Raw genomic sequence first — 18,562 nt, 5'->3', positions numbered from 1 at the left:
ATTAATTATTCCAATTGGGTTTTAATCTCGATAATCTTTCATTGGCTTGTATGGTATAAAACAGCCATGATCTGATATAATCGCAGGCAGGCCTTCCTTTGTCAATTACTTCATGATGGCAACCTCCTCCGCATAAATAACGAGCCCAGCATTTCGAACATGGCTCTTGTGTATTTACATGTCTATTGGCGAGCCAGCTGTTTTGCAGATCAGGTTGTACGCCATCTGTCAAATTACCCATTTTTCCTGCTTCTTCATTTACAAAACGATGGCAGGCAAATAGTTCTTCATCTGCAGATACGCCCATATATCCCGCACCGGCACCACAAGGATAAGGTCTGTGGGTTCCTTTTGAAATTTCTTTTAATGCATTTACCATGTTCAAAAAAGGATAACGTTTTCCTTCCAATACATTTTTTTCAAAATTAAGTCCGCAGGCAATCATATTTTCCAGCATGACAGACAGCTGTTCTTTATTCATTTCATTTTGTCCGTTACTGGATTTTAACAAAGGAGAAAAACCCACACCGTGAAATCCCATACGAACAAACTCGTCTAAAACTTCTGGAAGATTGGTAATTTCTGGCGTTACAGTTACTCTTGCTGAGACCTGCATTTTTTTCTGCATAGCCAGTAAAGGCTGAATGTTTTTTATGATTCTGTCGTAACTCCCATTTCCACCTTTCATTGGTCGATTCAGATCGTGATCTTTACCTATTCCGTCTAAACTTATGGTGACTGAGAAACCATATTCTTCAAAAAATTCCGCATCACTTTCTGTTACCAAAGTACCATTTGTCGTAATCGAATAACTAACCTTAATGTTTTTCTTCTTTGCGGTTGTTTCAGCATATAAGGTAGCTTCTCTAATTGCTTTTCTGTTAATAAGAGGTTCACCGCCCAAAAAGGTAAGTTGTGCTTTTCCTCCTTCGGGACAATCTTTCAGCAATAGGTCTATGGCCTTAAAAGCCGTTTCTAAGGACATACTTTTTGTAGGTCCCCCAAAGTCACCCTGATCGGCATAACAATAGGTGCATCCCATATTGCATTTCTGAGCTATTGCTAATGACAAAGCATACAAAGGCGGACCTTGCAAAGGTTCATCTGTAATATATTCCGGAGCATCAATGCCTAAAAGTGCTAGCTCATTTTGCAGGGCATTTTCATCCTTTTCATTCATTAAAAAAGCAATTTTTTGTTCTATTTCGGGAGAAATAGTATATAGTCTGCTTCCATTTGGAATAAAAATCTGAGTCACCTGTCCGCCCTTTACCAAATGTGCTTTGGCCGAGCGCGGTCTGGACTGCGGAACAATAACCTGTGCCAGCTTGGTGGCAATCAGGTTATTTTGTTTCTCCTGAGAAAATCTTTCAATAGCCCCTATCATTTCTTGTCTCCTGGTTTAGGTTTTACTATACTGCTTTCTATCGCGTCTTTTCCTTCAATAATGAAATTAAGTTCTCCCTGCCAGTTTACAAAAAGATCCTGATACGAGATTAATCTTGTATTTTTCCAGTCATCCGGAATATATGATCCTGTTCGCTTTTTTGACATCCATAAATCACCTGTGCTCAAGCCATTTTCGTCTGGAACAATATTTACAAAATCAGGTCTGCTGGCTGCCCAGTAATAGCAAGAACATTCGCGATAATCATTTTGCCAGGGAGCACAAAGACCTTGTGTTAATTCTCCGGGTTTTAAAACAGTATCTGAAAATGCTGCGCTATTGCCATCAAATATTTTATTTACAACCAGTTTTACCGGAATATACTTTTTAGGGTCATTCAACTGGCTTAAATCTACCACTACTTCTTCAAGTGAAGGTTCTGCCGTAAAATGACAGGTAACTTCCTGCCCTTGTTTTTGTAAAACCTCAACCATAGAATTTGACCATTCCATAAACGAAACGCCGTTAGGATTGGCATTTGTTTTTAAAGGCACATTATCCCCATCAGGAAATACAGGGCCAAAAGTTTGCACCATTGTAGCTTTTCCTTCTATGGCTACCAGCCTATGCCCAATTAAATTTGAATCTGCTGCTTCGAGTACATAGTTATTATTTTCCATAAGAACGATGCCGATAAAAGCTCTTCTCCAAAGGTTTCTAAAATCAAATTCAAGTCCCGGATAGCAATTTGAGATGGCTGTTCTTGGCAAAACCGCAATAGGATTCCCGACTCCTCTATAGTGCAATTGTGCAGTTAAATTTGAAGCTTTAAGCGGTGAACCGTAAGATGCTGGCAAAGTATCAGGGTTACTGTCGTTAAAGATCGATTTAGTCGCCGCTTTTATGATTGTATTAATTTGTCGGTAGGTAAAAGTTAGTGATCTTCCATCTGCACCACGCATTAAGGCAGGCATTTTTCGAAGTGCTTTGCTTGATAAATCGCCAATTTCTGTTGGCCTGCGCAATACATCTCCAAACCATGGAGAAGCCCCAGAACTTAATCCGTTGAATACTCTTTCATGCAAGAGCTGCAAAGCAAGATTATCAACGAGTGAAGTGGCCATAATAGGCTCAAAAAGACGTCCGAAATCATTAGTATTCTGGCGTACCATTGTACTGGCAACATTTTGTTTCCCCTCGTAGCTATTGCCATTCATAATCGTTGTATTCATCAGACGAATGGTTTCAAAAGCCCTGCGGATAATTTCTTCGGCTTCTTCTATACTGACTTCTCCTTCGATATCGGTTCCTTCGATAATTTGCTCAAGCTCATCTGAAACTACACGAATTGGTAAAGTATCTGGCGCAAAAGAAGGAGGTCCGGCACTAATATGCGCTTTGGCTGTTAGGGTCTTCTCGTCTGAAACTTTTAGTTTAACCGTTACAAAACCATCACATTCATCATCAATATAGCCCCAGCTTACCTGCCAGCTTTCGCCTTTTTCATCGGTACAAGAATACCCGGCAAAAATTTGTGCCGGAACGGTATAGAATATATTTGGGTTACTGCCTTCTTTGTAACCGCGCCAGGTTCCTTTTCCTTTACTGATATCATACAATATTCTATCTTTATCTCCTTCTCCATTTTCCTTTTTAAAAGTAGGATCTATTTCTGTATCGTCAACACCAGACGCTGTATTTTTATATAAACTTGAACCATAAACTTTTCCTCCAGCCGGCGTATAACGTAATCTTAGCTCTGGAAAATCTTTTGTTGGCTTCACATACTGGACAGAGCCTAATGGCAGTTTTTTATTTGGGAGAAAGTTGTTGCAGTCGGCTAATAATGGCTTAAGCTCGTGCGAATTAATATTGCTTAAAATCGCTTCCATCTTATCGTTTACATCACCCGTTCTTCTAAATATTTTGATGTTTCCCACGTGTACATCCCAGCTGATGTCTTTCAGACTTAATCCCGACTTCTTTAGCAATTCTTCTGTAACAGGTACTAATTCGTCTGTTTTTTGATCTGTAATGGCAAAGACCTCAAGAAAAGGAGAAACAGGATGAATCTTTCCTTTCCTATCTTCCAAATCCAGCACTTCTTTAAATTTTATCTTTAAGGGTTGGTGAGACGTAATTTCTCCTGTTTTCGGATCGACTGATAATGTCGTTTTAGGAATGATTTCTCTATAATCAAGTGGTTTTTCTTTTGATAATTGAAGATCGTATGCATCCATTGGTTTCTTTGATTCTCCAAGTCTGCCAATTGCAATTGGCGGAAGAATTCTTAATTCAATAATTTTCATATCGTGGTACTTTTAATAATTAATGGGAGTAAAAATGATCTGACACTATACCAGATTCTCTTCTGTTAAACTTGCAATTGTCTGCAGCAATTTTTGATCAGCCTCTTGCAGTCCGTTCAAATATTGAATGTGCGGCTGGATCTTATAATTTTTCAGCTGCATGATGATGTTATTTGAAGCTTCCAGAAGATCTCTGTGCAATCTCCATCGATTGTGTTCCCCAAATGGCAAATCAAACGTATAAGGCAGTGTAAATGGAGGTCCCGCTACTTTAGAACTATTCTTTGAAATTGGGGTCTGAACCAAAATAGTAGCTAAACTTCTCAAATTATACATTTCACCAAATGCCGAATTGATAATCATACCGCGAGGAGAAGAGTTTCCTGAATTATTAAAACCATTATCCAATAAAAAACTGTGGTTTAAAAAGTTAAGTAATAATCGATAGCGAATATCACACAAGTTGGCCCAAAGTATTGCTTCAGGACTTGTAATTTCATCACTTTGTTTTTCCTCTTCCGAACCTGCTGCACCTAATTTTTCTTTTGAATCAGATTCTGAGCCTACATAAGGATTCGTAGCCACATTTCTGGAAGGGTCAAATTTGTTATTGGTTTCTTCTAGTATCTCCTTGTACTCTTTGTAAATGTGCAAGAAACGTTCGAAGTGAGATGGCAAAGCATCATCAGTCTCCAAACCTTCTCCTTGTTCTGCTATTTCAGACAATGCCTGATAAGCATCATCACGGGATAATAACGGAGCTACCAGTACATCAGGACTTTTTGTATAAATACTTTGTCCGTCACTTCCTCTGCTTCCCCCCTTATATCCACGTCCCCACTCATCAAATTTTGCCTGATAATTGTATGTCGCAGCCTGAAAAGTCTCATCTGATATTACTGCAGGATCCTTAATTAACTGAAGCAGTACCACAAACAATGCTCCAACAGTATGGGGATCAGATACTGTTGAATCTACAGAAGTTCTAATTTCAACTGCCAGAGGATCATCACCTGCAAGCCATTCACAGGGTGCCTCGGCATATACATACTTTGCAAGTGATTTAAGAGAGAATTTTTCCAGCGTGAAAGGAAAAGGATAAAAAGGGCTGTCCCAAGGATAACTTTCTCTTCCAAAATTTAAAGGAGCTCCTATTACTTTCAATACATTCTGAACCGAAATGAAATGCCCCATTTCTTCCTTGGCTATGCCCAGAATAATATTTTGCCAGGTATGCACTTTTTCCTGATACTTTTCCGGAACCTTTGACCCTCCCATGCTATAGGCAGAGTACAGATATTGCAGCATAAGCCCCTGCTCAATTTCGGCATCAATCTGAAGCAACATTGTTATGTAGTCTTTCCCATTAAACTGGGAAGGCACTTTAAAAGGTTCTGCTTCGTTTAAACGCTCGCAATTGCTTTTGGCATCGCCAATGGCCATAGCCATACTTTTGGCAAAATTTTGCTGTGGGGCTACATTGGCTCTCGCCCATTCTAATATTGGAGAGATATAATGATCTCTTTTTTCGTTGTAATTCATGGTATCTTTAGTTAGTTAATCTTTGTTTTTTAATGAAAAAGAATCACAGCATTTCAATAGAAAAAATACTGTGATTCCCGTATGAGTTTAAGATTTATGATAAGGACATTCTGAAGCTGACGCTGAAGAAGTAATGATGCTTGAGCTTGGAAATTGTTTTTCGATCAGACTTCTCTGCTCTGGAGAAACATCGTCTATCTTACGAAGTGTATTGACTTGTATATGCGGCCAGCTTGTAGTGCCGCCGTTATCTCCAAAATCAAATTCAAAAAAGATAATCTGCTCGTATTGCAGCTGAAGAATTTCTACGCCATTTTCTTCGACTGTTTCAATCCACATTCTCATATTCATTTCGACTGTCGGAACAAAACGATTTACAAACGGAACGTTTAATATCCCTCCTTGCGCTCCTGTTTTATTTTTGGATGATAAATCGATACGAACGTGATTTTTAATCACCTTTCCTTTGTTATTATCGCGCAAACGTAAATCTGGTCGCACAGAATAAGGATATAAATGATGGGCAAGTATGCGCTGGGTATAAATTCTGTTTTCTTGCGGGTCATTTTTGTGATCCAGTTTTTCAAATACCCAAGCTGGTGGTGGCGCGTCTAGATTTATAGGGTCGGCTTCACTTGCGCCCGCACCTCCCATTGTTTGGGAAATAGAAAGATGATCATACTTCCAAGCCGCATCCCCACTTGGAAATGCCGGAGCACCCTGTATTAAAAAACTGCTTCCCTTTGGTTTTAGATCACCCAGCAAGGTTACTGTACTTCCATGAGGAATAACACCGCTTCTGGAGATAGAATAATCAGGAATAAAATACGTTCCTGTCTGGCCCGCTCCCGGTTTAAGTTCTTTGGCTGCTATAATATTATAATACTCACGGCCATTTAGATTTTCCAGCGTTACATATTCTTTTACACCTTTCTCGTTTATAACCAAAAAAAGAGTCTCATCCTGATAACCGCTTTTATATAAATGTCTATTCGGATCATCTGGTGCTACAGCATGAATACCGCGATCTTCTTCAATCGTTTTTTTGGTAGCTGCATAATTGAATATCTGGCTCAGCCATAAATACATTCCGTTTTCTTCGTGAATCGGAGTATATTCCAAAGAAGACGTACCCGGAACTCTATTGACACTTTTTATGCTTTGATCATATTTAACCGCTCCGCAAAATTGCTCGTTTGCTCCTCCACGATTACGAACTCCTCCTGGAACCAGATTAAAGGTTAGTTTTTCGATATACTCTTCGCATTCAAAGCTATATTTCCCAGGAATTGTTCCTGCATTTGTTCCAGGAGATGGCATAATGGTGGTATGTATACCGCTTCCCACCAGGTTACCTTGGTTATCGTTATAACTAACCCATGTGCCTTCTAGCATACTTAAAACCCCATAATCTACATTTTTAACAATTTCCTGCAGATTTTCTTCACGAAAAGGGTTAATTGGGGTTTCAATTAAGAGCTGCTTATATTTTGACATCAGCTTTTCTAATCTACCCTGATCACTAGGAGTAACTTTCAATAAAGATTCATTACCATCACCAACTAAATTTGCGGCTAATTCAGATTCTTTTAAACCACCCGTAAGGTCATTTCTTTGTAACATAATATAAGTTTTATGGTTAATAATTTATGGTTATAATACTGTAACCAACGTTCAGTTGACTAACTGAATTGGCACTTCATCAATAATCATCTATTCTTACAATAGATTCGGGGTTATACGAGATTTTTTATTCTTTTACATTCTATAGATATTCAGTTTTAGTGTTTTAAAGCAATCCCCTTCACGGCAATAGCTCTCAATCACAAAAATCATAACTAACTAAAAATAAAACAATAACATAAATAAAACATTACTAAAACAACAAGAAGTAATTAAAAAAAGGGATGCTTTTATTATTTTTCAGCTCAACTTCATAGAACAAAACACTCAAACCCTCTTGAAATATATTCCTACAATATTAAAGCAAAATTTCAGAAGTAAACTAAGTGTTTTTACCTGTTTTTTCTTACATGTTAAATTGATTTGCCGGTTCTTGATTTTTAATGCCATTTACAATCATCAATAAATTGCTGCAGCAAAAAAATGAATATCAATTAACTACAAATCAAATCATGCACTAATACGCACTTCTGTCTATGCTGTATTTTATAATTATACAGCGCTGTCACGATTTAAGAATTGCAGTTGACACCTTTTTTTCGACTAAAATCTAAGGTCTAAGCTATTTGAAGTTTTACAAAAAAGACGAAATACCTAAAATACTGATTGATAGCCAACATTATTCCTGCTAATTATAATAACATGAAATCTACAAGGAGAACCATTTTAAGCACTAAGATTCGGACCACTATTATCAAGATTCAAGCAGTTAATTATAACATTGCGTAAAGAGATTTAAAACTTAAAGTTCTAATAATTATACCTCAAAAAATATTGGAAGTAAGTAGTGATGTAAGATTTCTGGCAACATCGTGGCACATTGAATTCTGATACAGGAACCGCATATAGATTCTGTAAAATTTTGAAGTCCAATTCTATCGAGATGCCAGAATTCCATACAAATCCCTAGTTCCCATTTTTTAAAGCGACATTCCTGTTGCTCAACAGTAGCCAAAAATCGATTTATTTCTCTGGTCACCTGCATGGCTAATTAATTCCATAAAAAAAGACATCAAAAATGATGTCTTTAAAAATAGCCATTAGTATTTTTATTCTAAATCAAAAACTTTACCCAGATGCTCTTCCATTACAAAATATGGATCATTTGTTTGTGTCATAGATCTAATATGAATCAAACTTGTTTTACTCATCATTCTAAGCATCTGTCTTCTCTCACATTTCACAATTTTTCCATTCTCCTCTCTCTGTCCTGCCGTAAAAGCGCTTCTTCCATGCGCGCATAAATGATTATTGACAAAAATAACATCTCCCGAATCAGGAATGTATTCACTATTTATCAGCTCTTTCGCTTCGTTCCAAAATTCCGTTAAATTGTACAGCGCTTCAGGAGTCTGTCCGGCCTTTTCGCTAAAAATCTGCTCTGCGGCATCAAATCTTATAAAAGGCAATTCCTTATTTCCATATAAAACCGAAGCCAGCGGACCACCATTGATTTCTTCATCATAATTAGCGTCTTTCGGACACTGATAAATTGGTTCAAATAGTTTCTCCATTACAGAATTTACTTTACCGTGTGATCTCACAGAATAAAGCGTTGAGGGAACTCTTTCTTCATTTCGCAAGTACAGAAAGCTCAAAAAATCCGCCTGATGGAGAAGAAACGCATCTTCTGTATGAACGTATAAATCTGTTTTTGAACCTGATCCCGTTTGCGTTGCCGCCATTTTTTCATCTGGAATAACAGCATGAAGTATTCCGCCGCCCTTTCTTTGAGCATAATACTGAACAGGTTTAGACGGCACGGCTCCATGCAGCAATGAACAGATAAAACCATATTTATTAAGTTTTGAGTAGTCTGCACTTTGCCAGTTCGTCGGTGTTGGCCCTAAAAGTTCCTGATCCACTTCCAAAAGCCCTTTAAATACAATAGCTCCATACTGGTCTGCTGAAAAGTCTGTTCCAAATTGGCTTAAAATCCTAGCTATTCTTTCAGGCAACAGCTGGTAAGAATAAAGATGAAGCGCTGCTATATAATCTGGGTTTTCATAGGAGCGAAATGCCTTCTCTAAAAGAGCTCCAACATTAGATAAAATATTTCTCTCTTGGGGCGTAATTTCTACGATCAGCGGACTTGTAGGAATTTGATAAACATAATTTTCTCTAACTGGTATTTCATCTTCAATTACTGACTGTGATTTCATTTCTTAATTTATTTTATAGTTAATAAAAATTTGGATAAATAAAAAACACAAACTACTGAAAACAACCAATATAAAAATAAAACATCATTCAAATACATTCTTAAAATGTAAAGAATTTCGGATAATTTTATTTCGTTTTATTTTTTTTATAAAGATTAATTTCTACATTTGTCTCGACTGTTTTTATTCATTCTAAATAAAATCTACTTACAAATATATTTAGTTTTACATTTTAAAAAAAGAATTTTCTTAAATAATTTTTAAAAAAAATATGAATATTAGTACGAAACCTAATGAAATCAAGCTGTCAGAATATCTACATCGACAGAAAAAAATTTCAAAAATCATCCGAGCCAGAAGAAGTGTGTACGCAGGAGATTTTATCAAGAAGGAAATTCCAGATAAGCTATTAGATGAAATTTTGACCAATGCGCTTTGGGCGCCAAACCATAAAATGACCGAACCGTGGAGGTTTCTTGTTTTAAAAGATCGATATCTGGAACAATATGGCATTTTTATGGCAGATTATTTCAAAGATTCTTATCTGGAGCTCAATGCGCAAGCTAAGATTGAAAAATTGGAATATCTTAAAAACTATCCTCTAAATGCGGCTTGCTTAATCGGCATTATCATGGTAAGGAACACCAAAATCAACCTTCCAGAATGGGAAGAAATTGCCGCTGTGTCTTCTGCCGTTCAAAATATTGCTTTAACCTGCACGGCATACAAAATTGGAAATTACTGGAGCACAAAGCAGGTTGCAATAGATTATGTTTCGCAGTTTGGTCTTGCCGAAAATGAGAAATCGCTTGGCCTACTCTATCTCGGATATTATCCTTCTGATTTAAAAATTTCAAAAAAAAAGAGAACCCCCTTATCAAAGAAAGTCTCCTTTTTTAAATAATTATTAACTGAACTATAATAATTTAAAATTATGAACAATACGGTAAATACCACACAGGAATCTAAAACCCTACTTCCTAAACCGGAAATTTTCAAAGACATTTTCAGCCAGCACTCCGACAAAGAATACGGGTCTGCTGTAAAATTGGCACAAGAAAGAGTCAGTAGTTTTTTAAAAAATAACACAAAGCCTTTCACTGGCATCAGACCTGATGAAATGAAGCGTATGGTTGAGGCAATTGATCTTGATGAACCACTTCCAGATTATCAGAGCCTTTTTGATGAAGTTGATGAAATCTACGTCAAACATGCCACAGCTTATCATCTTCCTGAATACATTGCACACTTAAACTGTCCTGTTGTTATACCAGCACTTGCTGCTGAAGTATTAATAAGTGCCATTAACTCTTCACAAGATACGTATGACCAAAGCGCTGGAGGCACTTTTATAGAAAGAAAACTAATCGATTGGACAAGCGAACAGATTGGCTATCAAAATGGTGATGGAATCTTTACTGCAGGAGGATCGCAAAGTAACTTAATGGGACTGCTTCTGGCGAGAGATTATTATGCTTTGGAATATCAGAAATGGAATATCAAACTTGATGGACTTCCTGCTGATTCTTCAAAATTTAGAGTTTTTGTTTCAGATAAAGCACATTTCAGCAACCATAAAAACTCTTGGATTTTAGGATTGGGCGAACAGGCTGTCGTTCACGTCGATGTTGACGAAAGATACCGAATGGATCCTGAAAAATTGGAAAGAGCCATTGCTTCAGAAATACAAAAAGGTAATATTCCAATTGCTATTACGGCTACTGCAGGCACAACAGATTTTGGAAATATTGATCCGCTTCAGCCGATTGCCGCCATAGCGAAACGCCATAACATTTGGCTTCATGTAGATGCCGCTTATGGTTGCGGACTCCTATTGACCGATACTCACAAGCATCTTTTAAGAGGAATTGAGCTAGCTGATTCTGTGACTATTGATTACCATAAATCTTTTTTCCAGCCCATCAGCAGCAGCGCATTCATCGTAAAAAACAAATTGCATTTAAATATTATCAAGCATCACGCCGATTATTTAAATCCTAAAGAACAGGATTACGATGCGCTTCCTGCACAAATCAATAAATCAATTATTCAGAGTACGCGTCGTTTTGATGCTCTTAAACTATGGTTTACGCTTCGTTATCTAGGCAGAGAAAAACTGGGACAATATACTGATACGATTATTGATACCGCACAGAAAACCGCAGCTTTGATTGAATCTGATGAAAACTTTGAACTTTTATGCCACTCTGATATGGGAGTTTTAGTGTTCCGTTATCTGGACGGTCCTGCTGAATCTAATTCTTGCGAAGTGAATAAATACATCAAAGAAAAACTTTTCTTCAGCGGAGATGTATTAGTAGCCAGTACAAAAGTAAACGGTAAATTCTTTTTAAAGTTTACCATTTTTAACCCGCTGACTACTGTAAATGACATAAAAAATATTCTTAATCAAATAAAACAAAACGGAAATGAATACCACAGACTTAACTAATTATCAACAGCTTGCTGAACAAGTAAACTTTAAGTCTCTGCTGAATTGTTATTGCAGAGAATTTAGCAACTGGAGCCGTTATGAAGGTATCCCTAAGTATGATCCTGCTCTAGCTGATTTCATGCAAACCATTAATCATTCTTCATTTTTGAGATTTGATTTTTCTTCAATCGGACAAGAAGTTTTTGCTCCTTTAGCCTACTTTTCAGAAAGCGGTGTCCATGCTTTTATTTTTCCAATTGTATCTCGCGATCTTGCTACAGATACATTCAGAGAAATAAATCCGATGGAGTTTGCTGGGTTTGCCACACTTTCTTCTAAAGAAGAATATCCTGATGCCGATGCAAATTCAACACAGCAACGTATGGAAAATAGCATTTCCAATCTAGCTTTATATCTGGAGTATCATAAAGAGAATGGTTTCAGTGCTAATAGTCCTGAAATGAGTTTTATAGAGGCTGAACAATCTTTAATTTTAGGACACAGTGTACACCCGCTGCCAAAAAGCAGAGAAGGATTTAGCAAAGAAGAATTGATTCAATATTCTCCTGAAACCAGAGGAAATTTTCCGTTGCATTTTTTTCTTATTCACCCAGAAAATGTAATTGAAAAAAGCGCTGCCGATGATCTTCCAACGGATTATCTTCGAAAAGAAATTTCAAAATATAACAGTAAAAATGCAGAAGAACTTCTGACTTTATATCCTGATTTTAAAGTAGTTCCTGTTCATCCTTGGGAAGCTTCCTATTTAATGGATCTTCCTGAAGTCAAAGAGATGGAAGCTAAAAAACTGCTTTTTGATTTAGGTCAATTGGGTCCTGATTATACTGCAACTTCATCTGTTCGAACAGTTTACAACGCTCAAAGCAAATGGATGTATAAATTCTCTTTACATGTAAAAATTACTAATTCCTTCCGTGTCAATTACCTGCATGAATTGAACCGCGGTTATGATGCAGCCAGACTAATGAAAACAGATTGGGGAAAAGATATTCAAAAAGAATATCCTCAAATTCAACTTATTACAGATCCTGCTTTTATTGCTGTAACTTATAATGATCAAATTATTGAAGGCTTTAGCACGAGTATTCGAGAAAATCCTTTTAGCGGAACTGCTGCTTCGAAAAATGTTTCTATGGCTGCTTCTCTCAGTCAAGAAGGATTTCTTGGCGAACCTGCAAGAATTCATAATGTAATCAATGAGGCTGCAAAAAGAACAAATGCTTCTCCAGCAGAAACTGCTATTTCCTGGTTCAAGCAATATTTAAATATTACAATTGCTCCATTGGTTGGCATTTTTAACAAATATGGTTTTGGGTCAGAATTTCATCAGCAAAATGTGCTGGTAGAATTTGACGATAACCTTTTTCCATCAAAACTGTATTTTAGAGATAATCAGGGTTATTTTTTTAGACAAGGAAAAGTACCGGAACTGGAGAAATTGATTCCGAATTTTGGAGAAGAAAGCAGGTCTTTTATTGCTGAGAAACGAATTATTGATTTCTGGGGATATTATCTTTTGGTAAATCATCTGTTTGGAATTGTAAACATTTTAGGAAGCAACAAACTAGCTGACGAAACTACATTGCTTGAACTTCTTTATCAGGCTCTAAAAAAAGAAGAAGAGTTGGATACTACAGGCATGATTTCACATTTTACCAATAGTGTGAAATTAGTAGTGAAAGGAAATCTGCTAACCAGTCTCAATAATATGGACGAAGCAAGTGCGCCGAGAACAAATCCTGCGGTTTATAAATCATTTCCAAACCCGCTTAACAAACATTTTTTCTCAAAAAAACTTATCAATCCTAGAGAAAACGGAAACGTTTTTAAGCGCTTTTTCGAAAAAGAAAATGTAACGATAACATTGCGTCCTGTAGATCTAGACAAAGATTTAGAAATGCTGCACGAATGGTTTCATCGCGAGCATGCTTTAAAAATCTGGCAGATGAACTGGCCGCTTCGCGAGTTGGAAGCCTATTACAGAATGCTATTGCCTGGAGATCATTCGCACAGTTTTATAGGCGAAGCAAACGGCGTTCCGACTTTTAATATTGAAATTTATTGGGCAAGCCGAGACATTGTTGGAAATTATTATGATGTTCTTCCTTCTGATTATGGAACCCATCAATTTATCGCGCCAACCGATCCTAAACTAAAATACGGCTCTCCTGCAACACAATCGATGATGGATTTTGTTCTATCAGAATCAAAAGTCGGTAAAATGGTCGGAGAAGGATCTGTAGATTCAATCGCTTCAATGATGAATAAAGCCCATGTTGGTTTCAAAATCGAAAAAGTGATCGAAATGCCTCATAAAAAAGCCAATCTAAACTTCTGTTATAGAGAATGGTATTGGGCAAAATTCCCCGCTGCTAAAGATTTTCAGAATAGTGAAGTTCCTGCAGCTCAACTTTAATCCCTAAAAATATTTTCATGAATACAGAAAAAATATATTCCGTAATAGGTATCGGTATCGGGCCTTTTAATCTTGGGCTTGCTGCTCTAATTGAGCCAGTTGAAGAATTATCAGCTTTATTTTTTGATCAGTCAGAAAACTTTGACTGGCATCCTGGCCTTATGCTCGATAATGCATCGCTGCAAGTTCCGTTTTTAGCAGATTTAGTCACTATGGCAGATCCGTCAAACCAATACAGTTTCTTAAATTACATCAAAGAAAGTGGGCGTTTGTACCGATTTTACATTCGTGAAAACTTCTTTATTTTCAGAAAAGAGTATAATCAATATTGCCAATGGGTTGCTTCCAAATTATCAAATTGCAGGTTTTCTCATAAAGTTGTTTCTATTGATTATGTTAATGATGTATATAAAATCGTAGTTCTTAATACGAAGACAAATACCTCAGAAGCTTTTTATTCTCATAAAATTGTTTTAGGAACTGGCACTTCTCCGCATATTCCTGAATTTATAAATCAGGAAGCGCTGCCTAACGTAATCCACACTTCAAAATATTTGTATTTCAAACCAAAAATTGGTGAGAATTCAACTGTAACAATTATTGGTTCAGGGCAAAGTGCTGCCGAAGTTTTCCGCGATCTTCTTCCGGAAACTCAGAATGGGCTGCAGTTAAAATGGTATACGCGTTCTTCACATTTTTTCCCTTTGGATAACAAATCGAAACTGACTTTGGAATTGACTTCTCCAGAATATGTAGATCATTTTCATAGCCTTTCTCACGAAAAACGCAAACAGCTCCTATCCAGACAGCATGGACTTTACAAAGGAATTGATCAGGAATTAATTAATGAAATCTTTGACAGTCTTTATGAAATGAGCTTGGATGGAAAACCTTTAAATGTGGAACTGCGTTCTAATCTAAAACTGACTTCCGTAAATGAAGAAACAGATGGTTCTTACCGCCTACATTTTACTCATACCGAACTAGAAGAACCTTTTAATGATCAAACGGACTACCTTGTTATGGCTACAGGTTACAAATACAAAGAACCTGCAATTCTTTCAGCTATCGAAAACAAAATCCAGCGTTTAGAAAATGGCTTATTTAATGTAAACCGCAACTATACCATTGATAAAGAAGGCACTGACATTTTCGTTCAAAATGCTGAATTGCATACTCACGGACTTTCTACGCCAGATTTAGGAATGGGAGCTTATAGAAACTCCTGCATTATCAATCAGCTGGCTGGAAGAGAAATTTATAAGGTTGAAAGACGCATTGCATTTCAGGAATTCGGCATACAGAAAGCACAATCTGAGCAGCCAAAGGCCAATATTTTGGAATTGATAAACGAATAATCCGATAAGCATGACACTTTTAGAAAATACATTTAAAGAGGCAAAACATTTGAACTCTTCTACATGGGACAAAGTAAATCGAAATCTGCTAGCCAAAAGCATTTCAGAATTGATGCGCGAAGATGTGGCAAAACCAGAAAAAATAGGAACTGAAGCAGATGGCTTGACACATTTTATATTGCGAACAGATAGCGCGCATATTTATTACCGCTTTACGGCATACCCAAGATTTTTAAACTATTGGCATATTATAAAAGAAAGCATAGTTAAGATTGAAAACGAAATACCGTTAGATCATATTGATGTGCCGAGTTTTTTCATGGAAATGCAGCAGACTTTTCAAATTAACTCTTTTACACTTGCTCATTATGTTGAAGAACTGCTTCACACCCTATATGCCGATGCTTATATCCATTCGAAACGCCGTTTGTCTGCCGCTAAATTAGCGGATGCTGATTTCCAAACTATAGAACACAGTCTTGACGGACATCCATGGGTAATTGTAAACAAAGGCCGAATCGGTTTTGATACTTCGGATTATGAAAACTATACTCCTGAATCTGGCCAGAAAACAAAATTGATATGGGTTGCTGCTCATAAAAAAAGAGCAAAAATTCATCTTCAGCCAGAAATGGACGAGCAGTCATTTTATGAAAATGAAATCGGTTCGGGAAAAATAAAAGATTTTAAAGATAAACTGGCTCTATTACGAGTAAATCCTGATGATTATATTTTTATCCCTGTCCACTCATGGCAATGGCAGAATAAACTTGTGATGCAATTTGCAAGCGATATCGCCTCTAAGAATCTTATTGCTTTAGAAGAAACAGAGGATATTTACAGTCAGCAGCAAAGCATCCGTACATTTTTCAATCAAAGCAGTCCGCGAAAACATTATGTCAAGACTTCCATATCAATTTTAAATACAAGCCACATTAGAGGTCTATGCCCGAAACAGCTGTTTATCGCTCCCCGTCTGACTTCTTATTTGAAAGACATTTTGAAGAAAGACGATCACTTGCAGAAAATGGACGTTATTCTTTTGGGCGAAATGGTAACAGCTTCTTATACTCATCCACATTACAGTAAAATTGAAAATCCCCCTTATCAGTATAATGAATATTTGGGAGTTTTATGGCGAGAGAGTCCCGTCAGTTTTTTAAGGTATGGAGAAAATTTAATGACAATGGCCGCGCTTTTATACGTAGATGATCATGGAAAAAGTCTGGTAGAAGAACTGATTGAAAAATCTGGCCTAACAACAGAACAATGGCTAAAAGCATACATGAGAGCGTATCTAAAACCTGTACTTCAGATTTATTATCAGCATTCTTTATGCATTGATCCGCATGGACAGAACGTAATTCTGGTTTTAAAGGATTATGTTCCAACGCGCATTGCTCTACAAGACTTTGCAGGTGATATTCTGATTAATGAAGAAGGAAAGAAAAAATTGCCTCAGGAATTTATAGAAAACATGTTTAATGCCTCTCCAAATCCTGAGAACGCGCCATTAACCATACTAATTGCGGTTTTCGATGCTTTTTTCAGATATCTAAGCGATGTGATGATTACTTCTGCAGGTTATGATGAAATTTCTTTTTGGAATTGCGTACACGAAATTGTTATTGAATATCAGCTGGAGCATCCTGAATTGAAAGATATGTTTGATAAGTATAATTTGTTTATACCTGAATTTAAACGTCTTATTTTCAACAGCCGACGTTTGTACAATGGTTATGAAGAAACAGCTGGTTTTCCGCACATGAAAAAAAGCGGTTTTATTCCAAATCCGTTGCATCAGCTTGTCAGTCAGCAAGTAATAACAGAAAAAGTAAACGCATGAAAGAAGCAATTCTAAAGACACGTTCTTTTTTCAATCTTTTAAAACGTTCACTTGCAGGAAGCGAAAGCAATTTTACGTCGGGCAGCATAAACAAAACTATTTTTCTGCTTTCTGTGCCAATGGTTGCCGAACTTTTGATGGAATCTTTATTTGTTTGTTCTAATCTGTTTTTTGTCAGCAGATTAGGCACAGACGCGATTTCAATTGCAGGTGCAGCAACTACCTTTATAACCTTTTGTTACTCAGTTTCAATCGGTTTGGGTATTGCCGCCTCGGCTATGATCTCCAGAAGAGTTGGAGAGAAAAAGTTCAAAGCCGCGGGAAATACAGCTATGCAAGTTATTTACTTAACCGTTCCGATTGCTGCACTTATAAGCTTAGTTTGTTCTATTTGGGCGACAGAAATCATGCAAGCCATGGGACTATCAGCTGCTATGATTCAGCAGGGAACATCGTACAGTATTTTAATGTTCGCGTCAAGCGGATTTTTGATTCTTCGCATTGTGGTAAACGGAATATTTCGCGGTGCAGGCGATGCATCAACCGCTATGAAAATACTCTGGCTTTCAAATGCAGTTAATATTCTTCTATGTCCAGTTTTTATTTTCGGCTGGGGTCCTATTCCTGCTTATGGTCTTCTTGGTGTCGGTTTGGCAACTTTAATTGCCCGCATAATCGGAGTACTGCATCAGGCTTGGTATCTCGTTCGAGGAAAAACAATTCTGAGAATTGGAAAAGCGCAACTTTTAGTCAATATCGAAATTCTAAAACGAGTTGTGAAACTGGCATTTGGAGGAACTGTACAATTTATTATTCCTGCTTCTAGCTGGGTCATTATGATTAAAATTATGTCCTACTTTGGAGCCAATGCGCTTGCTGGATACATTTTAGCTCAGCGAGTAACTTCCATTGCTACCATGCCTGCGTGGGGACTGGGCAATGCAGCAGGAATTTTGACTGGCCAAAATCTGGGAGCAAAACAACCTGAAAGAGCCGAAAAATCGGTTTGGCGAGCGGGAATGTTCAATATGGTCTTCTTAATTTCAATTGGAATTTCTTGGATATTTCTGGCTACTCCTGTTGTCAAAATATTTACAGACAATCCCGAAGTTATTTCTTTCAGCACAAGATACATTCATTTTATTTCTATGGCTTACATTCTTTTAGGCTATACAATGGTGATATCACGAGCGCTGAATGCCGCCGGCGAGGTAAAATCTGTTACTTGGCTATATATTTTGATGTTTTACATCGTTCAGATTCCTCTTGCCTACTCCTTGGGCATTTCTTTCAAACTGGGATCAAACGGCGTTTTCTCTGCAATTCTTATATCAGAAATCGTACTGGCGGCTGCCTGCATAACTGTTTTCCGCAAAGGCGGATGGAAACATACTAAAGTTTAAT

At 37.1% G+C, this 18,562-nt stretch carries 11 protein-coding genes; 6 read left to right on the top strand and 5 right to left on the bottom strand.

Translation table 11 applies throughout. The features are described from left to right. Window position 1: 1 nt before the first annotated feature. From RB618_RS15100 to RB618_RS15080, 5 genes are all read right to left on the bottom strand, one after another. Entirely contained in the window at window positions 2-1,387 is a 1,386-nt protein-coding gene (locus RB618_RS15100) for a radical SAM/SPASM domain-containing protein (protein WP_308069499.1), read from the bottom strand. Beyond that, on the bottom strand, window positions 1,384-3,696 hold the full coding sequence (locus RB618_RS15095; protein WP_308069498.1) for a hypothetical protein: 2,313 nt from the start codon (window positions 3,694-3,696) through the stop codon (window positions 1,384-1,386). The genes RB618_RS15100 and RB618_RS15095 overlap by 4 nt, the downstream gene beginning before the upstream one ends. Window positions 3,697-3,741: 45 nt before the next feature. Continuing rightward, window positions 3,742-5,238, bottom strand: a complete 1,497-nt coding sequence (locus RB618_RS15090) for a ferritin-like protein (protein WP_308069497.1) — start codon at window positions 5,236-5,238, stop codon at window positions 3,742-3,744. A gap of 87 nt (window positions 5,239-5,325) precedes the next feature. Further along, window positions 5,326-6,861, bottom strand: a complete 1,536-nt coding sequence (locus RB618_RS15085; RefSeq protein WP_308069496.1) for a peroxidase, FMP-type — start codon at window positions 6,859-6,861, stop codon at window positions 5,326-5,328. 1,109 nt (window positions 6,862-7,970) lie between these two features. Next, window positions 7,971-9,083 (bottom strand): taurine catabolism dioxygenase TauD, encoded by a 1,113-nt coding sequence (locus RB618_RS15080; RefSeq protein ID WP_308069495.1) that lies wholly within the window; start codon window positions 9,081-9,083, stop codon window positions 7,971-7,973. A gap of 271 nt (window positions 9,084-9,354) precedes the next feature. On the opposite strand from RB618_RS15080, the gene RB618_RS15075 reads away from it, so the two are divergent. From RB618_RS15075 to RB618_RS15050, 6 genes are read left to right on the top strand one after another with little or no spacing between them, the layout of a single operon-like run. After that, entirely contained in the window at window positions 9,355-9,987 is a 633-nt protein-coding gene (locus tag RB618_RS15075) for a nitroreductase (RefSeq protein ID WP_308069494.1), read from the top strand. 30 nt (window positions 9,988-10,017) lie between these two features. Further along, entirely contained in the window at window positions 10,018-11,535 is a 1,518-nt protein-coding gene (locus tag RB618_RS15070; RefSeq protein ID WP_308069493.1) for an aspartate aminotransferase family protein, read from the top strand. Further along, complete coding sequence (locus RB618_RS15065; RefSeq protein WP_308069492.1) at window positions 11,513-13,954, top strand: GNAT family N-acetyltransferase; 2,442 nt, start codon at window positions 11,513-11,515, stop codon at window positions 13,952-13,954. Before RB618_RS15070 ends, RB618_RS15065 begins: the two co-directional genes overlap by 23 nt. A gap of 17 nt (window positions 13,955-13,971) precedes the next feature. Next, entirely contained in the window at window positions 13,972-15,312 is a 1,341-nt protein-coding gene (locus tag RB618_RS15060) for a SidA/IucD/PvdA family monooxygenase (RefSeq protein WP_308069491.1), read from the top strand. 10 nt (window positions 15,313-15,322) lie between these two features. Then, a complete protein-coding gene (locus tag RB618_RS15055) occupies window positions 15,323-17,158 on the top strand; it encodes an IucA/IucC family protein (protein ID WP_308069490.1) in 1,836 nt (611 codons plus the stop codon). Next, complete coding sequence (locus tag RB618_RS15050) at window positions 17,155-18,561, top strand: MATE family efflux transporter (RefSeq protein ID WP_308069489.1); 1,407 nt, start codon at window positions 17,155-17,157, stop codon at window positions 18,559-18,561. Before RB618_RS15055 ends, RB618_RS15050 begins: the two co-directional genes overlap by 4 nt. The last annotated feature ends 1 nt before the right edge of the window (window position 18,562 follow it).

Origin of the sequence: Flavobacterium sp. LHD-85, assembly GCF_030929595.1 — a bacterium.
Taxonomy (GTDB): domain Bacteria; phylum Bacteroidota; class Bacteroidia; order Flavobacteriales; family Flavobacteriaceae; genus Flavobacterium.
Note: the sequence above shows the minus strand (reverse complement) of the source record. Positions and strands in the feature narration are given on the sequence as shown.